Origin of the sequence: Allobosea sp. TND4EK4, from assembly GCF_900156025.1 — a bacterium.
In the GTDB taxonomy this organism is placed as follows: Bacteria; Pseudomonadota; Alphaproteobacteria; order Rhizobiales; family Beijerinckiaceae; genus Allobosea.
Map to the genome: position 1 here is coordinate 399,077 of NZ_FTMO01000002.1, position 17,186 is coordinate 416,262.

Genomic DNA, 17,186 nt, shown 5'->3' on the forward strand with positions numbered 1-17,186 from the left:
CGGGGAGGCCGCCCCATGCTGAGGCGCGGCCTGGACCTTCTCTATCTATCCGCGGGCTACCTCGCCGGGGTGTTCCTCGTCGCGATCTTCGCGCTGATGATGCTCCTGTCGATCGGGCGCGAGATCAATCTCAACGTCCCCTCGGGCGACGATTTCGCCGCCTGGTCGCTTGTCGCCATGGCCTTTCTCGGCCTCGCCCATACCTTCAAGAAGGGCGAGATGATCCGGGTCGGCCTGCTGCTGGAGCGTCTTCACGGCCCCGCGCGACGCATCGCGGAGCTCGTCTCACTGACCATCGCAGCCGCCTTCATCGCCTTCTTCACCTGGCAGGCGGGCGGCCTCGCTTACGATTCCTGGCGCTTCTTCGACATGTCGACCGGCGTCGTCTCGGTCCCGCTCTGGATTCCGCAGATGGGCATGGTGCTGGGCCTCGCGATCCTGCTCATCGCCATCGTCGAGGAGTGGCTGATCGTGGCGCGCGGCGGCAAGCCGAGCTACGAGCCCGAGCCGCCGCAGACCACCGAAGAACTGATCGAGCGCGTCGCGCAGGGCGGAGGCGTCTGAGCATGAGCCTTCCCGCTCTTTCCATCGTCCTTCTCGGCTTCCTGGTCGTGATCCTCGCCAGCGGCGTCTGGATCGCGGTCGGCCTCGGCCTCGTCGGCCTGCTCGCCATGGTGCTCGTCACCGACATCCCGATCGGCCAGGTGCTGGCGACGACCGTCTGGAGCGCCTCGGCTTCCTGGACGCTGGCAGCGCTGCCCCTCTTCATCTGGATGGGCGAGATCCTGTTCCGCACCCGGCTGTCGGCGCAGATGTTCCAGGGGCTGGCGCCCTGGCTGCAATGGCTGCCGGGACGCCTCATCCACACCAATATCGTCGGCTGCGGCATCTTCGCCGCCGTCTCCGGCTCCTCGGCCGCGACCTGCGCGACCATCGGCAAGATCGCCCTGCCGGAACTGAAGAAGCGCGGCTATGACGAGAGCATCAGCATCGGCACGCTCGCCGGCTCCGGCACGCTCGGCCTGCTGATCCCGCCGTCCATCCCGATGGTGGTCTATGCCGTCACCGCCAATGTCTCGGTGCTGCAGGTCTTCCTCGGCGGCTTCCTGCCCGGCCTGCTCGTGATGGCGCTCTACATGGGCTACGTCATCATCTGGTCGCTGCTGAACCCCGGCAAGGTGCCGCCGCGCGACCCGCCAATGCCCTTCCTGGCCAAGGTCCGCCAGTCGGCCAAGCTCGCGCCCTGCCTGCTGCTGATCGCCGCGGTGTTTCTCTCGCTCGTGCTCGGCTTCGCCACGGCGACGGAATGCGCGGCCTGGGGCGTCACGGGCGCGCTGCTGCTCGCCTGGTGGAGCGGCACGCTGACCTGGACGACCTTCTTCGAGAGCGTGATGAGCGCGACGCGCCTCACCTGCATGATCATGCTGATCCTGGCCGGGGCGGCCTTCTGCACGGCGGCGATGGCCTATACCGGCATCCCGGCCGCGCTCGCGGAATGGGTCAAGGGCCAGTCGCTCTCGCCGCATATGCTCGTGCTGGCGCTGACCCTCATGTACATCATCCTGGGTTGCCTGATCGACGGCATCTCGATGATCGTGCTGACGGCGGTGATCGTCCTTCCGATGGTGAAGGAAGCGGGCTTCGATCTCGTCTGGTTCGGCGTCTATCTCGTCATCCATGTCGAGATGGCGCAGATCACCCCGCCGGTGGGCTTCAACCTGTTCGTCTTGCAGAACATGAGCGGCAAGGACACGATGACGATCGCGAAGGCGGCGTTGCCGTTCTTCCTTCTCCTGAACGCGGCCGTGATCATCATCACGACCTTCCCGGATATCGTGCTCTACTTGCCCAAGCTCGCCTTTCCAGACCGCTGACCAATCATAAACAGAGAGGGAATGACATGCTCAATCGTCGGACACTGACCGCTGCCGCCTTCGCCATCGGGGTGAGCGCGCTCGCCTTCGCGGCGCCGGCCTCGGCGCAGACGAAATGGAACCTGCCGAACGCCTACCCGGCGGACAATCCGCATACGGAGAACCTCGCGCTCTTCGCCAAGGACGTCGAGACGGCGACCGGTGGCAAGCTCCAGATCACGGTCCACGCCAACGCCGTCCTGTTCAAGGCCCCGGAGATCAAGCGCGCCGTCGCCTCGGGCCAGGCCCAGATGGGCGAAGTCCTGATGTCGCTGCACGAGAACGAGGATCCCGTCTTCGGCATCGACGTGGTGCCCTTCCTCGCCACCAGCTTCCCCCAGGCGAAGAAGCTCTACGCCGCGTCCAAGGCGGCGGTGGAGAAGAAGCTCGATGCCCAGGGCGTCAAGCTGCTCTTCATGGTCCCCTGGGCGCCGCAGGGCGTCTACGCCAAGAAGGACCTCAACACGATCGAGGACATGAAGGGGCTGAAGTGGCGCTCCTATAATGTCGGCACTGCCCGCCTCGGCGAACTGCTCGGCATGCAGTCCGTCACCATCCAGGCGGCCGAGCTGCCGCAGGCGCTGGCGACCGGCGTCGTCAACTCCTTCATGTCGTCGGGCGGCACCGGCTACGACTCGAAGGTCTGGGAATCGCTCGACCACTTCTACGACGTGCAGGCATGGATCCCGAAGGACGCGACCCTGGTCAACAAGGCCGCCTTCAACGCCCTCGACAAGGCGACGCAGGACGCCATCCTGAAGGCCGCCGCGAGCGCCGAGGAACGCGGCTGGAAGATGTGGCAGGAGAAGGCCGGCTGGTATCTGGAGCAGTTGAAGGCCAAGGGCATGAAGGTGCAGCCGCCGTCCGCCGAGCTTGCCGCCGGCTTCAAGAAGGCCGGCGAGACCCTCACCTCCGACTGGCTGAAGAAGGCCGGGGCCGACGGGCAGGCCATCGTCGACGCCTACAAGAAGATGTGAGGACGGGCATCATGGTCGGGCTTGGCCCGACCATCCCCTGCAAACGCTTCTCGGGTCGGCGCCCCGGCGCTGCCCGAGAATGACGAGCGCTTCAGCCATGGCAGACCTCAAGCCCTTCCCCGACGACCTCGGCCCCATCGTCTCCTCCGGCCATCTCGCGGCCGGCGCGATGCCGGCCCTGTCCGAGTTCGAATTCGCGCTGAGCATGACGGCCCATGCCTTCCAGCGCTGGATCGTGCGCGGCATGGCGGCGGCGGGACTGCCCGACCTGTCCCCGCTCGACGTGATCGTGCTTCACAACGTCAACCACCGCGGCAAGGCGAAGCGGCTCGCCGATATCTGCCTCGTCCTCAACATCGAGGACACCCATCTGGTCAATTACTCGCTGAAGAAGCTGGAAAAGCTGGGCCTGATGAAGTCGGGCCGCAAGGGCAAGGAAAAGACGGTGGCCATCACCTCGGCGGGCGAGGATGCCTGCCGCCGCTATGCGCAGGTGCGCGAGCAGATCCTCGTCAAATCCGTCCTGGCCTCGGGCGCCGATGCCGGGCGCCTCTCCGACATCGCCGCGGCGATGCGCTCCCTTTCCGGCCAGTACGATCAGGCGGCACGGGCGGCGGCGAGCCTGTAGCGGCGCCGCCGCCTCGCCGCCCTCAGATCGCGACGTCCTTCTGGCGCTCGGCATATTCCTCGGACAGCGCGCCGTGGAGCGACCAGAAGCCGCGCGGCTCCACGCCTGACAGCCGGTCCTCCAGCAGGTCGAGATGCAGGTGCCACCCCCCCGATACCAGGACCATGCGCTCCTTCGTCGCGAGGCGGCGATGGACCAGCACCAGCCGCACCTTGTCGCCCTCCTGCGAGAGCGCGATGTCGACATCGGAGTCCGGCTCGCCCATGCCGACCCAGCTGAAGGCCAGGCGCCGCGGCGGATCCCACGCTGTCACCGTGCCGTGCATCAGCGCGCCCTCGTCGTTCATCTTGCGGGCATGCTCGGGCGGGCGTTCATTCGTGAGCCTCGAATGCATGAAGAAGAGGTCGATCCGGCCGCCGGCACGCGGTTCGGTATCGCCGCCGCAGAACCATGTCGCCCGCTTGTCGCCGTCTGTCAGATAGGCCCAGACCCGCTCGATCGGGCCGGGCAACAGCCGCTCGAACCGCACCGCGCCGCTTTCCAGAACCGTGCCGTAGCTGCTCATCCTGCGTCTCCCTGATCCGCATCTTGTTTCGACAGTTCGGCTTCCAGCCGGTCGAGGCTCGCGCTCCAGAAGCCGCGCACCTTGGCGATCCAGGCCTCGAACGCAGCGAGCCCTTCCGGATCGAGGCGATAGATCCGCCGTTGCCCTTCGACCGAAACCTTCACCAGTCCCGCTTCGCGCAAGACCTTGAGATGCTGCGAGACAGCCGGCGCACTGAGCGGAAAGCGCCCGCCGATCTCCCCTGCCGAGAGCGGGCCGCTGCCGAGCATCTCGACGATGTCGCGGCGGGTGCTGTCGGCGAGGGCTGAGAAGCGATCCATGGCCCAATATTTTCTTATTCACTTAATTAAGTCAATAACGAAATAAATGGCACGGATGCGGACTGCCGCTTGTCACGCCAGAGAGGTTCAGCCAGAGAGGGCGCCCCTCTGGCCGGATCCCATGACTGCCACGCGCAACGCCTCCCTCGCCGGCATCGGCATGATGCTGCTCGGCATCCTGCTGTTCTCCGTCAACGACGTGATGGGCAAATGGCTGGTCGCGACCTATTCGGTCGGGCAGGTCCTGCTGATCCGCAGCATCGCAGGGCTGATCGTGCTCGCGCCCTTCGTCATCGCCCAGGGCTGGCGCCGGACCTTGCGGCCCGCGCGGCCCGGGGCGCAGGCGTTGCGTGTGCTGTTCGGCTGCGGCGATGTCGCCCTGTTCTATGCGGCGGTCAGCCATCTTCCATTGGCCGACACCATGACGATCTGGCTCGCGGCGCCGGTTTTCGTCGTCGTGCTGGCGGCCGTCATTCTGCGCGAGACTGTCGATGCGGCACGCTGGGGCGCCGTGGTCGTCGGCTTTGCCGGCGTGGCCGTCGCGCTCGGCCCGTCCGCAGCCAGCCTTTCGGCACCCGCGGGCATGGCCCTGCTTGGCAGCCTCTGTTTCTCCGCCATGATGATCGCGGGACGCCAGTTGCGCGGCACGCCGGACGTGACGCTCGTCGCCTGGCAGACGGCAGGCGCGGCGCTCATCGGCCTCGCCCTGCTCCCCTTCGGCTGGGTCACTCCGAGCCTGCGTGATACGGCGCTTCTCTCCCTCCTCGGGATCGTCGCGATGGTGGCGCATCTGTGCGTCACGCGCTCGCTGAAGCTGGCGGAAGCCTCGGTCGTGGTGCCCTATCAGTACACGCTGCTGATCTGGGCGCTGGTTTTCGGCTGGTTCGTCTTTGGCGACTGGCCGACACCGGCGATGCTGGCCGGCGCCGGGTTGATCATTGTGGCGGGCCTCGCTCTGCTCGTCCTGGAGCGCCGAGCCTCTTCGCTCTCGGCGAAGATCGAGGTCACGCCCGCCTCCGTGCCCTGAGAGCGGTGCCACGCAGGGCGCGCGCGGGGCTTCAATAGAGCCGGCTGCGATAGGCCTCGGCGAGATTGCGGTCGGCCTCCTCCGCATCGACCATCTTCGTCTGCTCCGCCACGATCCGGCCGAGCGTCGGGAAGCTGCTGCGCGGCACCTGCGCCGCCGGGTCCCACAGCTTCGAGCGGATCAGCGCCTTGCCGCAATGGAAAAAGGCTTCCTCCACCGCGACGAGGAGCCCCGTCAGCGGCGGCCGCTCCTGAACCGCAGAGGGCGCGAGCAGCGCGGCATCGCGCGTCGCGCGGGCCTTGCCGTTGACCCGCAGCGTCTCGGCGATGCCCGGCACCATGAAGAGCAGGCCGATGCCGGGCGAGGCCAGCACGTTGCCGAAGCTGTCGACGCGGTTGTTGCCGCGCCTGTCGGGGATCAGCAGCGTCCGCTCGTCCAGCACACGCACGAAGCCCGGCGCATCGCCGCGCGGGCTGGCATCGGCGTTTCCGGCGCCATCGCTCGTCGCCAGCACCAGAAAGGGCGAGATGGCGATGAAGTCCCGGCAGAAGGAATCGAGCCGGTCGAGCACCTTGCTCCGCACGACCGGGCTGACCGGGCCGATATGCTCGCGCAAGGCCTCGGCATCGGTGACGCAGGCCTGGGGATCGTCGAAACCGGTTGTCATGCTGGGCCCTCCTGCCGGCAGTGTCGCCGGATGGGCAGCGGATCGCCAGCCCCGCGGCGACATGGCCGCAGCAGCCGGGCGCATCGCCTGTCAGGCCTGCGCGCTTCTTCCACCGGCGACAACGCCTTGATTTGTCGCGGCCCCGCAGCCATCGTACCCGCCAACCGTTTTGCCTTGATGAGGCCGATTCCCATGTCCCGCGCCTGGCTCTCCACCGCCCTGGTTTCGCTCGCCTGCCTGACCGGTTTTGCCGCGGAGGCTAGCAGCCGCCGCATCGTCGCGCCCGTCGACCGCGCCGAGGAGCGAATCATCCCGATGTATGGCGACCTGCCGGGCTGCGCCGACCCGGCCGTCCTCGGCAGCCTCTCCAGCTCGTTCAACGCCCGCGAGGCGACGTTCTGGGGCCCGCTCGAAACCCTCTCCTATGACCGCATCGGCCAGCTCGGCTACCGGCCCTGGGGCGATGACACGATTCCGCGGCGCTTCTGCACCGCCCGCGTACTGCTGAACAACGGCCTGTTCCACCGCGTCGATTATTCGGTGCGCGAGAATCTCGGCCTGTTCGCCCGCGGCTGGAACGTCAACTGGTGCGTCTCCGGCCTCGACCGCGAGCGCAGCTATGCGCCCGATTGCCAGATGGCCCGCCCCTGAGCCGGCCGGCGATGAGGCTTCGGCGCGCCAGGCTGCTGGCCCTCGCGGGGCTCGGCGCCCTCTCGATGGCGGGGGGCGTGCAGGCGCAGGGTTTCGGCCAGCGCGGCGGCGCAGCCGGCGAATTCGATTTCTATGTGCTGGCGCTCTCCTGGTCGCCGGGCTTCTGCCGGCTGGACGGCGGCAACGACCGCAACCGCGAGCAGTGCTCGGACGGCGCCAATCTCGGCTTCGTGGTTCACGGGCTCTGGCCGCAATATGAACGCGGCTATCCCAGCGATTGCGGCCCGGCCGGTCGCTCCCCCTCGCGCATCGCGCTGGAGGAGGCCAAGGGCGTCTACCCCACAGAGGGCCTCGCCCGCTACGAATGGCGCAAGCACGGCACCTGCTCTGGATCGAGCCCGTCCGATTATTTCCGCGATGCCCGCCGTGCCCGTGACAAGGTGGCGGTTCCGCCCGCTTTGGCCAAGCCGCAGCGCGAGCAGAACTGGACCGCGATCGATCTCGAACGCGCCTTCGCCGCTGCCAATCCCGGCCTGCGCACCGATATGATGTCGGTGAGCTGCAAGCGCGGCGTGCTGCAGGAGGTCCGGATCTGCCTGACCAGGGACCTGCGCAATTTCCGCTCCTGCCCCGAGGTCGATCGCTCCGGCTGCCGCAGTCGCGAGTTCAGCGTGCCGGCACCGCAGTAGCCGTGCAAGGCCCCGGTTGCCTGCGGCGCGCGGGCGGCCGATAAGCGCGCCATGAACTATCGCCACAGCTTCCATGCCGGCAATTTCGCGGATGTGCTCAAGCACGCGGTGCTGGCGCGCATCCTGCTGCATCTCAACGGCAAGCCGACGCCCTATCGTTTGATCGATACCCATGCCGGCAGCGGCCGCTACGATCTCAACGCCGACGACGCCTCCCGCACCCATGAGTGGAAGGACGGCATCGCCCGGCTCGACCGCTCGCCTCTGGCACCGGCAGCCGAAGCCTTGCTCGCGCCCTATCGAACGGCGCTCTCGGCGATCCGCGCCGAGCATAGCGCCGAGGCCTATCCCGGCTCTCCCTGGCTCTGCCGCCATGCGATGCGGCCCTTCGACCGGCTGATCGCAGCCGAGCTGCATCCGCAGACCTACACGAAGCTGGTCGAGACGCTGGCCCGCGATTCGCGCTGCAAGCCGCTCGCCATCGATGGCTGGACGGCCTTGCGCGCCAATGTTCCGCCCAAGGAGCGACGCGGCCTCGTCCTGATCGACCCGCCCTTCGAGGAGAAGGACGAGTTCGCCACGCTGACGAGCCAGTTCATCGCCGCCCATCGCAAGTGGCCGACCGGAATCTACATGCTCTGGTACCCGCTGAAGGACCGGAACGCCGTCTCGACGATGGTCGACGACGTGCTCGATGCCGGCATCGGCCGGCTGCTGCAGTTGGAGATCGACGTCGACCGTCCCGAGGCCGCCGGCGGCCTGAGCGCGACCGGCCTGCTGATCGCCAATCCGCCCTGGCGCCTGGCGGAGGAGATGGAGACGCTGCTGCCGGCGCTGACGGAGCGGCTCGCGCAGGGGCAGCGTCCGCGCTATCACTGCGAGGCGATGCGGCCCGACGGCTGATCGCGCCCGCCTTCTCTCCCTCGACGGATGACGACGATGCTCGTGCTGCGCTCCTCCCCCGCCTCGCCCTTCGGCCGCAAGGTCAAGATGGCTGCCCTCGAACTCGGTCTGATGGACAAGATCGAGATCGTCGCCGCGGACACCACCGACCCCAACGAGGTGCTGCGCGAGCAGAACCCGCTGGGCAAGATCCCGACGCTCGTTCTCGAAGACGGGGTGACGCTGTTCGATTCCCGCGTGATCGTCGACTATCTCGACCATCTGGCCGGCGGCGGAAAGATCATCCCGGCCGGCGAGGCCCGCTTCGCGCAGCTGCGGCTCCAGGCGCTGGCCGATGGCATCGCGGATGCAGCCCTGCTCAAGGTCTATGAGGGCCGCTTCCGGGCCGAAACCGAGCGGAGCGCGAACTGGGTCGCTCATCAGGATGGCAAGGTCGCCCGTGGCCTGGCCGCTTTGGAAGCTGCTCCTCCGGCCTTCCCGGACCGCCCGCGCATCGGGGAGATCGCGCTGGCCTGCGCACTCGGCTACCTCGACCTGCGGTTCGCCGGCGCCTAGCGCGCGGAGCATCCCAGGCTGGTGGCCTGGCTCGACGACTTCGCCGCCCGCGTACCGGCCTTCGAGAAGACCCGCTTCACCGGCTGACGGCCCGCGGCGGCAACGCCGAGAGCCATGACCAACGCAAAAGGGCGGCGCCATCCGGCAGCCGCCCTTTTTCTTGCACGCCGGATTCGGTGTTCGAGGCAACAAAAAACCCGGTGGCCAGAGGCCACCGGGTCGTTCTGACTTCCCGAAGGAAGCTGGATCAGAACTTGTAGCTCAGACGGGCGCGGACGACCGAGAAGTCGGTGCCGATCTTGGCGCCCGTGTTCTGAACGCGCTTCTCGCCCAGGTCGACGTAGAGGTACTCGACGCCAGCGATGATGTTGTTGGTCAGAGCGTACTCGAGACCGCCGCCGACGGCGAAGCCGCCGGTGTGGCTGTTGTCGGCCGAGAAGCCGAGAGCCGGGATCGAGGTCTTGACGTTGCCGTAAGCCCAACCACCGGTCACGTAGGGCATGAACCGGTCGAAGGCGACGCCGACGCGAGCGCGGACGGTGCCGAAGTAGTCGGTCTTGACGCGGACGAGGCCGAGGTTGCTGCCGGTGCTGAGGTCAGCGCCCTGGATGTCGGCTTCGACGCCGAGCACGAACTGGCCCATCTGGTAGTTGTAGCCGACCTGGCCACCGCCGACGAAGCCGTCGAGATCACCGGTGTTGGTGACCTGGAAGCCCGAGCTGTTGACGTTGCCCCAGGCGTAACCGGCGTTGGCGCCGACGTAGAAACCGGTCCAGGTGAACGCCGGGGGGACGTACATCGGGGCGGCGACGGGGCCCTTGCGCGACGGCAGGTCGGCGGCCGAGGCGGCGCCGGCAGCGACGAGGCCGAGGACGGCAACACTCGCGAGCAGATACTTCTTCATGACAAACTCCTTAGTCGTCGCTTTGCCGGTGGACCCGGCGGGTGATTTCGATGGCATCTGTATAGTCCCGGATGCCGGCTTTGTCTGTTGCGCCGGAAGCACAGCCATGTTGCGAACCGCGGCAGAAATGCGGCACGAATGCGATGACTGGACGCAAATAGGTAAAGAACGGTTAACCAAGGGGAAGCTTGCGCGTATGGTAAATCGAATACTAATCGAAAACGGTTCCACATGAGCGGAACCGTGGACGACCGTCCTGACAACGCGTTCGTTCCATTGTGGTTCCGCTGGAGGTCGAGAATGTTTGGGCCGGCAAACTTGCCGAGCTTGGCCGCCCATGCTTAAGCCCTGAAATCAAACGGATAGATCAGGTCGTGGCGCCTCTTTCCATTTTCATCATCGCATTGAACGAAGCCGACCGGATCGGTCGCACGCTCGAGGCCGTGCGCGGCTTGAGCGATGACGTCATCGTCGTCGATTCGGGCTCGACGGACGGCACGCAGGATGTGGCGAAGGCACATGGTGCGCGGGTGATCTTCAACGCCTGGCCCGGCTATGGCGGGCAGAAGCGTTTCGCGGAAGAGCAATGCCGCCATGACTGGCTGCTGAATCTGGATGCCGACGAGGTGCTGCCGCCCGATCTCGCTGCCGAGATCGCCGCGCTCTTTCAGCGCGGCGCGCCGCCGCTCGACGCCTACAAGCTCCGGATCGCCGAGATTTTCCCGGGCGAGAAGGCGCCGCACCGATTCGCCTATGCGCTGGCCCCGGTGCGCCTCTACCGGAAATCGAAGGGCCGCTATTCTCCCTCACCCGTTCATGACCGGGTCGACCTCGTCCCCGACGCACGAATCGGCAAGCTGAAGGGAACGGTCCACCACTTCTCGGTCCGTTCGCTCGGCGAGCAGATGGAGAAGCTGAACGCCTATAGCGACGCGCAGGCCGATGATCTCGACGCGCGCGGCATTACCGTGTCGGGGTTCCGGCTGGTGACGGAGTTTCCGGCGAACTTCATCAAGGCCTATATCGGCCGCCGCCACGCCCTGCGCGGCATCTACGGCTTCATGACGGCGATGAACTACGCATTCTACCGCTATCTGCGTGCGGCGAAGCACTGGGAACGCCGGCTGCGCCGGAATTCCGGCATCGACGCCCCCAAATCCGGTGGCGATTCGGCCGGCGGCTGATCGCGCCGCGCACAGAGGGTCAAACGAGGGTGATCGCCGAGATCAGGCGCCCGTAATCGGGCTCGCCGCGATGGGTGGTGCGGCGGTAGCTGAAGAAGCGCTGCTCATCGCCATAGGTGCACAGGCCCAGATCGACGAAGCGGCCGATGCCGGCCTCCTGCGCCTTCAGCCCGATGAAGGCCGGCAGGTCGAACATCGCATGCGCCGCGCGCTCGGAGCCCGCAAAGAAGCGGGCATAGGTCGCATTCTCCGCCTTGAAGCGCTCGATGAATTCGGGCCCGACCTCATAGGCCTTGGCGCTGATGGTCGGTCCGAGCACGGCGACGATCCGCTCGCGCCGCGCGCCCAGCTTCTCCATCTCGGTCACCGTCGCGCCGACGACGCCGGTGAATGCCCCCTTCCAGCCGGAATGGGCCGCTCCGATCACCCGCGCCTGGGCATCGGCGAAGAGGATCGGCCCGCAATCGGCGCTCGAGACGCCGAGCGCGACATTTTGCGAGACCGTGACCATGGCGTCCGCCTTCGGCCGATCGCCCTGCCAGGGACCGGTGACGACCGCGACATCCGGCGAATGGACCTGCCAGAGGCTGACCAGATGATCGGGCTCGACCGACAGATGCCGGGCCATGCGGGCCCGGTTTTCGGCAATCGCCGCGGGATCGTCGTTCGAGCCCAGTCCGCCATTGAGCGAGGCGTAGATGCCCGCCGAGACGCCGCCCTCGCGCGTGAAGAAGGCGTGGCGGATGCCAGGCTCGGCCGCAAGCTCGGGAGAGATGATGAACATGCACAAAATCCTGTCCGGCGCGGCCGGCGTCGAAAAGCGTCAGCCCCGCTCTGGCAGCCGATGAAGGTCAAATCCAGGCAGAGGCGGCATCGCGGGATGGGTCAGCGCGATCGCCTTGAACAGCTCGCCCATCTCCGTCGCTCCCGTCGCCGTCAGGCGGTCGAAGGCCTGAGAGATTCCGTCGCGCTGCGCCGGCCCCGCCTTCTGGGACAGGCGCTGCGCCCGGTCAGCCAGGCCCAATGCCAGCAGGAAGTCCCGCTGCGTTGAGGGCCCGTGCAGCGCCGCGCCTGCCTGAAGACCCGCCTGGCCGATCCGCTCGAAATCGACATGAACGGTGAGGTCGGCCTCCCCCGGTTCCGCCAGCGGGTCGACGAAGGCGTGCCGCTTCACCGCCTGCAACGTGTCGCCGAAGCCGGAGCGGGCCGAGCCGTAGTCGATGAACAAGGCTGCGCCGCCTGCCGAGGCGAGATGCCGAGCAACCTCCGCGGTGACTGCGAGGGCAGCCGCCGGCTGCTCGAACACACTGCCGGCCTGAGCGCGAAGCTTGAATCCATCCTCGACCGCCGGGGCGAGCCCGAACGTCAGCCCCCCCGCCGCGTCCAATCCGACGAGCCGCTCCCGCCAGCCCTGCTGCGTCATCACGAACTGGTCGAGCGGCAGCGCGTCGAGGAACTCGTTGCCGATCACGACGACGGGCCCGTCGAGCGCGGAGCCGAGCGAATCATGCCAGGCCGGATCGGCCGCGTGCAGCGAAGCCGCCTGGCTCGCGCGCAAGGTCGGACTTGTCTCGACCAGATGCACCGAAGCCGCCTCGCGGAAGCCGGGCACGATCCGCGTCGCCCGCAGCAGATCGGCCATCAGCGTGCCGCGGCCGGGGCCGAGCTCGATCAGCCGGAAACGGGCCGGCGCGCCCATCGCCTGCCAGGCGTGAGCGGCCCAGAGCCCGATCAGCTCGCCGAACATCTGGCTGATCTCGGGGGCGGTGGTGAAATCGCCCTCCTGACCGAAGGGGTCGCGCGTGATGTAGTAGCCATGGCGCGGATGGCCGAGGGCCAGCGCCATGAAGCGCGAGATCGGCAGCGGCCCCTCTGCCGCGATCAGGCGGGTGAGCTCCGCCTTCAGCGCACTCAAGCCGAGGCCTCGCGGCGAGAGCGCAGCACCAGCCAGATCCCGGCGAACAGCACCGGCAGAGAGAGCAGCATGCCCATGGTGATCCCCCCGGAGAGCGCATCGACCGAGGTTCCGAACAGGAAGCCGAGCTGGGGATCGGGCTCGCGGAAGAACTCGCAGACGATCCGCGCGATCGCATAGCCGATGCCGAAGACGCCCGCGACCAGCCCCGGCCGGCGGAACCAGCCGGACCAGACCAGCACATTCACCACCGCGAAGAGCAGGATGCCTTCGGCGAAGGCTTCGAAGAGCTGGCTCGGATAGCGCGGCTCTGGCCCGCCATTGGGGAACACCATCGCCCAGGGGAAGTCTGGCGCCGGCCGGCCCCACAATTCGCTGTTGATGAAATTGGCGATGCGGCCGAGGAACAGGCCGATCGGCACGACGGCCGCCGCCAGATCGAAGACCGGGAGCGCCGGATAGCCGCGGCGCCTGGCGAAGGTCCACAGCCCGAGCGTGGCGCCGATCAGCCCGCCATGGAAGGACATGCCGCCCTGCCAGATCGCCAGGATGTCCTGCGGCCGTTCGAGATAGCGCGGCAGGTCGTAGAACAGCACGAAGCCGGTGCGTCCGCCGAGCACGACGCCGAAGGCGACGAAGAGCAGCATGTCGTCCAGCTCTTCCGGCCTCGGCCGCGCGAGCCCGCCCCAGAGCCGGTCCGTTGCCACCAGCCGGCGCGCATACCACCATCCGCCGAGCAGCCCGACGACATAGGCGAGCCCATACCATTTGATCGCGAGCGGCCCGAGCTGGACCGCAACCGGATCGATCATCGGAAAGGGAATGGCGAAGACGGGCATGGCTCAGTCCGGCGGCAGGCGGGGCAGATGGCCGCCTGGCCGCCGAATGGTCAAGAAAAAAGGCTTCGCTGCGGCGGCCTGCCGTCGAGAACATCAAAGGACGTTTCGGCCAACGAATAACGCGGGTCATCGCGGGCGACTCGCAGGGAGGCCCGGGATGACCCGTTGCACAACCCGAGGATCACTTTTTCGGCGTCGGCCAAGTATCTGCCACAACTCGCAGCATGAGGCTCGGGCTAGCCCGCGACTGTCAGAGCTTCACGATCAGCTTGCCGAAGTTCTTGCCCTCGAGCAGGCCGATCAGCGCCTCGGGCGCCTTTTCGAGCCCCTCGACGATGTCCTCCTTGTACTTGACCGTGCCGTCTGCGACCCAGCGGGTCATCTCGTCCTGGAAGGCCTTGCCTTGCGTGGGAACGAATTCGCGCTGGATGAAGCCGCGGATCGTCAGGCTCCTGGAGAGCACCTGCCGCATCAGCAGCGGCAACCGGTCCGGCCCGGGGAAATCGCCGGTAGCATTGTACTGCGCCACCAAGCCGCACACCGGAATGCGGGCGAAGGTGTTGAGCAGCGGGAACACCGCGTCCCAGACATGGCCGCCGACATTCTCGAAATAGACGTCGATGCCGTCCGGGCAGGCGGCGGCGAGCTGGCTCGCCATGTCGGGATCGCGATGGTCGATGACCGCGTCGAATCCGAAGGTCTCGCGAACGAAGGCGCACTTCTCGGGCCCGCCGGCGATGCCGACCGCACGCGCGCCCTTCAGCCTCGCGATCTGGCCGACGGCGGAGCCGACCGGCCCGCTGGCGGCGGCCACCACCACTGTCTCGCCCGGCTTCGGCTGGCCGATCGCCAGCAGCCCGGCATAGGCGGTGAAGCCTGGCATGCCGAGCACGCCCAGCGCCGTGGTGACCGGGGCGGCCTTGGGGTCGAGCTTGCGCAGTCCCTTGGCCGCGACGGCGGCATGGCTCTGCCAGCCGGAATAGGAGAGCACGATGTCGCCCGCCCTGAACGCCGGGTCGCGGCTCTCGATCACCTCCGCGACCGTCCCGCCTTCCATCACCTGGCCGATCTCGACAGGCGCGGCATAGGATTTCGCGGCGCTCATCCGCCCGCGCATATAGGGGTCGAGCGAGAGATAGAGCGTCTTCAGCAGCACCTGCCCGTCGGAGATCGTCGGGATCGGGGCGCGTTCGAGCCGGAAGTTCCCGGGGTCGGGGCGCCCTTCGGGCCGGGAGGCGAGGACGATCCGGGTGCCATCGGGCTGCGACATGAGCTGTTCGATCCTTGCTGGAGGCGCGGGGCGCGCCATTCCGTCGCATATTGGGACCGGACTTCGACAATGACAGGGCGGCCGCGCCGATAAGGTAGCTCGGGGCTGCCGGCGCAGGGCTTGCTCACGAGCTTTCGCGGAGGCGATCCAGGGCTCGGGGATGGTCGGAAAGAGGCTGTCGGCGCGCCTGCCAGGCGGCGATGACGGCATCGGCATTCGCGGCGGCATCGACCGTGCCGTCCACCTCGACGTCATAGGTGCAGTAGGAATGGATGCGGTGGAAGTCGCGCCGCGCGTCGCCGAGCGGCCGGTCGCCGCGTGCGATCTCGCGCCGCTCCAGTTCATCCAGGGGGCAGTGAACGCCGATGAAGAAGACGTCGAGCCCGGCGAGCGTCATGGCCAGCCGCGTCAGCCAGGCCTCGCTCTCCATGATATGCTCGACAATCAGGTCGTTGCCCGCCTCGGCATAGGCGACGAGCGAACGCTCGAAGCCGATGAAGAACGGCTCGCGCAGCGCGCGCCAGTCGAATTCCCTGCTGCGGATCCGCGCTGTCGGCAGGACGCCTGAATCGCGCAGATGATCAATCGAGATATGCCAGAACGGCCCAGGCATTCGGGCCTGAAGCATCCGCGCTAGCGTGGATTTTCCGCTGCTGGACGCGCCGTTGATCAGGAGGATGCGACCGGGCGGCAGGCCCGTCTGCAAATCGCGGGGAGACGACAAATCCGCCATGCGCGCTGTTCCGGATCGCGGCGCACCAAACGGCGCGCGGGAGGCGCGGATGGATGGCGAACGAGCCGCCCTGCGTCAAGGACAAGCAAACCGGCTTCATCGGATGAAGCGGCGCCTTGCAGGGGCAAGGAGCGCCCTGCAGGCGGAGAATGTCAGGCCGTCTTCGCCGCCGGCTTGGCCTTGGGTGCAGCCTTGGGCTTCGGCGCGGCCTTGGCGGTCGGCTTGGCGCGAGAGGACTTCGCCTTCGGCGGCGCAGCGGCCTTGGCCGCGGCCTCTTCGGCATCCCGCGCCATGCGCAACGCCTTCAGCTTTTCGGTCTTCAGTCTCGTCTGGCTGGCCGCGTCGTCCAGCGCCTGCCAGGCGAGCAGCGCGTCGCGCTTGCGCTGCTCCGTCGTCTCGAAAGCGGCTTGCGCCCGGGCCTTGATCTCATCCAGCTTCATGTTGCGGCTCGACATGACAGGCTCCTTTCGGCAAAGGGGGGACGTGATCACGCCGCCGGCGGACGGGGGGCTCCAGCCCGCGGCTTGAGCGGCAGCTTGCGCTTCGGCGCCGGCAGCAGGCCTTCGCGCTGCGCCTGCTTGCGGGCGAGCTTCTTGGCGCGGCGCACGGCCTCGCCGGCTTCCCGCACCCGCTTCTCCGACGGCTTCTCATAGGCACGACGCTGCTTCATCTCGCGGAACACGCCTTCGCGCTGCAGCTTCTTCTTCAGGACGCGCAGCGCCTGTTCGACATTGTTGTCCCGCACGAGAACTTGCATGGTCGTCCTTCTCTCATCAAAAAAACAAAAGGGCCGGGCGACTAATCCCGACCCTTCGATCACCGCTGTCGCAGAACGTTCGCGTCGTGGCGCCAGTACATCCGTGGTCGCCTCATATCTCCGCCGCTCCGCGTGATGCGGTTACTCGGCGCGCAGATTGTCCGCAGAGCTCTTGCCCGAACGCTTGTCCTGGACGAGCTCGTAGGAGATCTTCTGGCCTTCGCGCAGCTCGCGCATGCCGGCCCGCTCGACGGCGCTGATATGGACGAACACGTCCTGGCCGCCATCGTCAGGCTGAATGAAACCGAAACCCTTGGTCGCGTTGAACCACTTCACAGCACCCGAAGCCATCGAAAACTCCTTTAAAAACGATTGTCCAATCCGCGCAGGAATGCGCGGTTGCATAAACTCGATCAAAGGAAGAAATCGTCAGCGTGCGGCGCCGAAGGCGCGAACGGCCAAGTCATCAGGCCCGATATCGAGACCAATATCTAAGCGACCGGCCGCAATTTGTCAAACCCCGACCAAAAGCACCAAAATCGAATAGCGATTGTTGTACGCTTCCTCCAAGTGAAATCTGCCAGAAAATCTTGCGCTGAATTGATATTCCCCGAGAGAAATCTGCCGGATTCCAGAGCGCTATGCGGCTCGCAGTCCCGCTGCCGGTTCGCATCGCGCCTGTTCGGAAC

General features: G+C 67.1%; 21 protein-coding genes and 1 pseudogene. 10 read left to right on the forward strand and 12 right to left on the reverse strand.

The genetic code is table 11. From position 1 onward, the window contains the following. Window positions 1-15 precede the first annotated feature (15 nt). The 4 genes from BW981_RS06860 to BW981_RS06875 all read left to right on the forward strand — a co-directional run bounded on the left by BW981_RS06860 (window position 16) and on the right by BW981_RS06875 (window position 3,518). Complete coding sequence (locus BW981_RS06860) at window positions 16-564, forward strand: TRAP transporter small permease (RefSeq protein WP_076437478.1); 549 nt, start codon at window positions 16-18, stop codon at window positions 562-564. A gap of 2 nt (window positions 565-566) precedes the next feature. Further along, window positions 567-1,874: a TRAP transporter large permease gene (locus tag BW981_RS06865; protein WP_076437480.1), complete on the forward strand. Its 1,308-nt coding sequence runs from the start codon at window positions 567-569 to the stop codon at window positions 1,872-1,874. Window positions 1,875-1,900: 26 nt separating this feature from the next. Then, on the forward strand, window positions 1,901-2,890 hold the full coding sequence (locus tag BW981_RS06870; protein ID WP_076437482.1) for a TRAP transporter substrate-binding protein: 990 nt from the start codon (window positions 1,901-1,903) through the stop codon (window positions 2,888-2,890). Window positions 2,891-2,987: 97 nt separating this feature from the next. Next, window positions 2,988-3,518, forward strand: coding sequence for a winged helix DNA-binding protein (locus BW981_RS06875; RefSeq protein WP_210188649.1), 531 nt, complete (start codon window positions 2,988-2,990; stop codon window positions 3,516-3,518). A 22-nt stretch (window positions 3,519-3,540) separates the two neighbouring features. Here BW981_RS06875 and BW981_RS06880 read toward each other — a convergent pair whose 3' ends face one another. Then, window positions 3,541-4,083 (reverse strand): SRPBCC family protein, encoded by a 543-nt coding sequence (locus BW981_RS06880; protein WP_076437485.1) that lies wholly within the window; start codon window positions 4,081-4,083, stop codon window positions 3,541-3,543. Further along, window positions 4,080-4,403: an ArsR/SmtB family transcription factor gene (locus BW981_RS06885; protein ID WP_076437486.1), complete on the reverse strand. Its 324-nt coding sequence runs from the start codon at window positions 4,401-4,403 to the stop codon at window positions 4,080-4,082. Before BW981_RS06885 ends, BW981_RS06880 begins: the two co-directional genes overlap by 4 nt. 121 nt (window positions 4,404-4,524) lie before the next feature. Here BW981_RS06885 and BW981_RS06890 point away from each other — a divergent pair, with 121 nt between their 5' ends. Further along, window positions 4,525-5,430: a DMT family transporter gene (locus tag BW981_RS06890; RefSeq protein WP_076437488.1), complete on the forward strand. Its 906-nt coding sequence runs from the start codon at window positions 4,525-4,527 to the stop codon at window positions 5,428-5,430. Window positions 5,431-5,461: 31 nt separating this feature from the next. On the opposite strand, the gene BW981_RS06895 is transcribed toward BW981_RS06890, so the two are convergent. Further along, window positions 5,462-6,097 carry a pyridoxamine 5'-phosphate oxidase family protein gene (locus tag BW981_RS06895; protein WP_076437490.1) on the reverse strand — a complete coding sequence of 212 codons (636 nt, stop codon included), beginning with the start codon at window positions 6,095-6,097 and terminating at the stop codon, window positions 5,462-5,464. 192 nt (window positions 6,098-6,289) lie between these two features. On the opposite strand from BW981_RS06895, the gene BW981_RS06900 reads away from it, so the two are divergent. From BW981_RS06900 to BW981_RS06915, 4 genes and pseudogenes are all read left to right on the forward strand, one after another. Further along, window positions 6,290-6,748, forward strand: coding sequence for a hypothetical protein (locus BW981_RS06900; protein ID WP_083712211.1), 459 nt, complete (start codon window positions 6,290-6,292; stop codon window positions 6,746-6,748). An 11-nt stretch (window positions 6,749-6,759) separates the two neighbouring features. Then, a complete protein-coding gene (locus tag BW981_RS06905; RefSeq protein WP_083712212.1) occupies window positions 6,760-7,437 on the forward strand; it encodes a ribonuclease T2 family protein in 678 nt (225 codons plus the stop codon). A gap of 51 nt (window positions 7,438-7,488) precedes the next feature. Then, window positions 7,489-8,340 (forward strand): 23S rRNA (adenine(2030)-N(6))-methyltransferase RlmJ, encoded by an 852-nt coding sequence (gene rlmJ / locus BW981_RS06910; protein WP_076437493.1) that lies wholly within the window; start codon window positions 7,489-7,491, stop codon window positions 8,338-8,340. 36 nt (window positions 8,341-8,376) lie between these two features. Next, window positions 8,377-8,982, forward strand: a pseudogene (locus BW981_RS06915) (glutathione S-transferase). A gap of 160 nt (window positions 8,983-9,142) precedes the next feature. Here the strand turns inward: BW981_RS06915 and BW981_RS06920 are convergent. Next, complete coding sequence (locus BW981_RS06920; protein WP_076437494.1) at window positions 9,143-9,799, reverse strand: outer membrane protein; 657 nt, start codon at window positions 9,797-9,799, stop codon at window positions 9,143-9,145. Between the two features lie 374 nt (window positions 9,800-10,173). On the opposite strand from BW981_RS06920, the gene BW981_RS06925 reads away from it, so the two are divergent. Then, complete coding sequence (locus BW981_RS06925; RefSeq protein WP_076437496.1) at window positions 10,174-10,983, forward strand: glycosyltransferase family 2 protein; 810 nt, start codon at window positions 10,174-10,176, stop codon at window positions 10,981-10,983. Window positions 10,984-11,002: 19 nt separating this feature from the next. Here the strand turns inward: BW981_RS06925 and pgeF are convergent, their stop codons facing one another. The 8 genes from pgeF to BW981_RS06965 form a co-directional block, all read right to left on the reverse strand. Then, window positions 11,003-11,767 carry a peptidoglycan editing factor PgeF gene (gene pgeF / locus BW981_RS06930; RefSeq protein ID WP_076437498.1) on the reverse strand — a complete coding sequence of 255 codons (765 nt, stop codon included), beginning with the start codon at window positions 11,765-11,767 and terminating at the stop codon, window positions 11,003-11,005. 39 nt (window positions 11,768-11,806) lie between these two features. Next, window positions 11,807-12,898 carry a class I SAM-dependent methyltransferase gene (locus tag BW981_RS06935; protein WP_076437499.1) on the reverse strand — a complete coding sequence of 364 codons (1,092 nt, stop codon included), beginning with the start codon at window positions 12,896-12,898 and terminating at the stop codon, window positions 11,807-11,809. Then, window positions 12,895-13,737 (reverse strand): prolipoprotein diacylglyceryl transferase, encoded by an 843-nt coding sequence (lgt, locus tag BW981_RS06940; RefSeq protein ID WP_076437501.1) that lies wholly within the window; start codon window positions 13,735-13,737, stop codon window positions 12,895-12,897. Before lgt ends, BW981_RS06935 begins: the two co-directional genes overlap by 4 nt. Window positions 13,738-13,987: 250 nt before the next feature. After that, complete coding sequence (locus BW981_RS06945; RefSeq protein ID WP_076437503.1) at window positions 13,988-15,007, reverse strand: NADP-dependent oxidoreductase; 1,020 nt, start codon at window positions 15,005-15,007, stop codon at window positions 13,988-13,990. 124 nt (window positions 15,008-15,131) lie between these two features. Beyond that, entirely contained in the window at window positions 15,132-15,740 is a 609-nt protein-coding gene (locus BW981_RS06950; RefSeq protein WP_076437504.1) for a chloramphenicol phosphotransferase CPT family protein, read from the reverse strand. A gap of 152 nt (window positions 15,741-15,892) precedes the next feature. Continuing rightward, a complete protein-coding gene (locus BW981_RS06955; RefSeq protein ID WP_076437506.1) occupies window positions 15,893-16,195 on the reverse strand; it encodes a hypothetical protein in 303 nt (100 codons plus the stop codon). A 32-nt stretch (window positions 16,196-16,227) separates the two neighbouring features. Further along, window positions 16,228-16,497 carry a 30S ribosomal protein S21 gene (gene rpsU, locus BW981_RS06960; RefSeq protein ID WP_076437507.1) on the reverse strand — a complete coding sequence of 90 codons (270 nt, stop codon included), beginning with the start codon at window positions 16,495-16,497 and terminating at the stop codon, window positions 16,228-16,230. Between the two features lie 141 nt (window positions 16,498-16,638). Beyond that, complete coding sequence (locus BW981_RS06965; RefSeq protein ID WP_076437509.1) at window positions 16,639-16,848, reverse strand: cold-shock protein; 210 nt, start codon at window positions 16,846-16,848, stop codon at window positions 16,639-16,641. Window positions 16,849-17,186: the final 338 nt, after the last annotated feature.

What these genes read in the sequence shown, in the direction of transcription:
- BW981_RS06900 (WP_083712211.1), top strand. Translation starts at nt 6,290, where the DNA reads ATGTCCCGCGCCTGGCTCTCCACCGCCCTGGTTTCGCTCGCCTGCCTG.
- pgeF (WP_076437498.1), bottom strand. Translation starts at nt 11,767, where the DNA reads ATGTTCATCATCTCTCCCGAGCTTGCGGCCGAGCCTGGCATCCGCCAC.
- BW981_RS06875 (WP_210188649.1), top strand. Translation starts at nt 2,988, where the DNA reads ATGGCAGACCTCAAGCCCTTCCCCGACGACCTCGGCCCCATCGTCTCC.
- BW981_RS06905 (WP_083712212.1), top strand. Translation starts at nt 6,760, where the DNA reads ATGAGGCTTCGGCGCGCCAGGCTGCTGGCCCTCGCGGGGCTCGGCGCC.
- rpsU (WP_076437507.1), bottom strand. Translation starts at nt 16,497, where the DNA reads ATGCAAGTTCTCGTGCGGGACAACAATGTCGAACAGGCGCTGCGCGTC.
- BW981_RS06890 (WP_076437488.1), top strand. Translation starts at nt 4,525, where the DNA reads ATGACTGCCACGCGCAACGCCTCCCTCGCCGGCATCGGCATGATGCTG.
- BW981_RS06880 (WP_076437485.1), bottom strand. Translation starts at nt 4,083, where the DNA reads ATGAGCAGCTACGGCACGGTTCTGGAAAGCGGCGCGGTGCGGTTCGAG.
- BW981_RS06870 (WP_076437482.1), top strand. Translation starts at nt 1,901, where the DNA reads ATGCTCAATCGTCGGACACTGACCGCTGCCGCCTTCGCCATCGGGGTG.
- BW981_RS06955 (WP_076437506.1), bottom strand. Translation starts at nt 16,195, where the DNA reads ATGTCGAGCCGCAACATGAAGCTGGATGAGATCAAGGCCCGGGCGCAA.
- BW981_RS06885 (WP_076437486.1), bottom strand. Translation starts at nt 4,403, where the DNA reads ATGGATCGCTTCTCAGCCCTCGCCGACAGCACCCGCCGCGACATCGTC.
- rlmJ (WP_076437493.1), top strand. Translation starts at nt 7,489, where the DNA reads ATGAACTATCGCCACAGCTTCCATGCCGGCAATTTCGCGGATGTGCTC.
- lgt (WP_076437501.1), bottom strand. Translation starts at nt 13,737, where the DNA reads ATGCCCGTCTTCGCCATTCCCTTTCCGATGATCGATCCGGTTGCGGTC.
- BW981_RS06950 (WP_076437504.1), bottom strand. Translation starts at nt 15,740, where the DNA reads ATGGCGGATTTGTCGTCTCCCCGCGATTTGCAGACGGGCCTGCCGCCC.
- BW981_RS06865 (WP_076437480.1), top strand. Translation starts at nt 567, where the DNA reads ATGAGCCTTCCCGCTCTTTCCATCGTCCTTCTCGGCTTCCTGGTCGTG.
- BW981_RS06945 (WP_076437503.1), bottom strand. Translation starts at nt 15,007, where the DNA reads ATGTCGCAGCCCGATGGCACCCGGATCGTCCTCGCCTCCCGGCCCGAA.
- BW981_RS06895 (WP_076437490.1), bottom strand. Translation starts at nt 6,097, where the DNA reads ATGACAACCGGTTTCGACGATCCCCAGGCCTGCGTCACCGATGCCGAG.
- BW981_RS06920 (WP_076437494.1), bottom strand. Translation starts at nt 9,799, where the DNA reads ATGAAGAAGTATCTGCTCGCGAGTGTTGCCGTCCTCGGCCTCGTCGCT.
- BW981_RS06860 (WP_076437478.1), top strand. Translation starts at nt 16, where the DNA reads ATGCTGAGGCGCGGCCTGGACCTTCTCTATCTATCCGCGGGCTACCTC.
- BW981_RS06965 (WP_076437509.1), bottom strand. Translation starts at nt 16,848, where the DNA reads ATGGCTTCGGGTGCTGTGAAGTGGTTCAACGCGACCAAGGGTTTCGGT.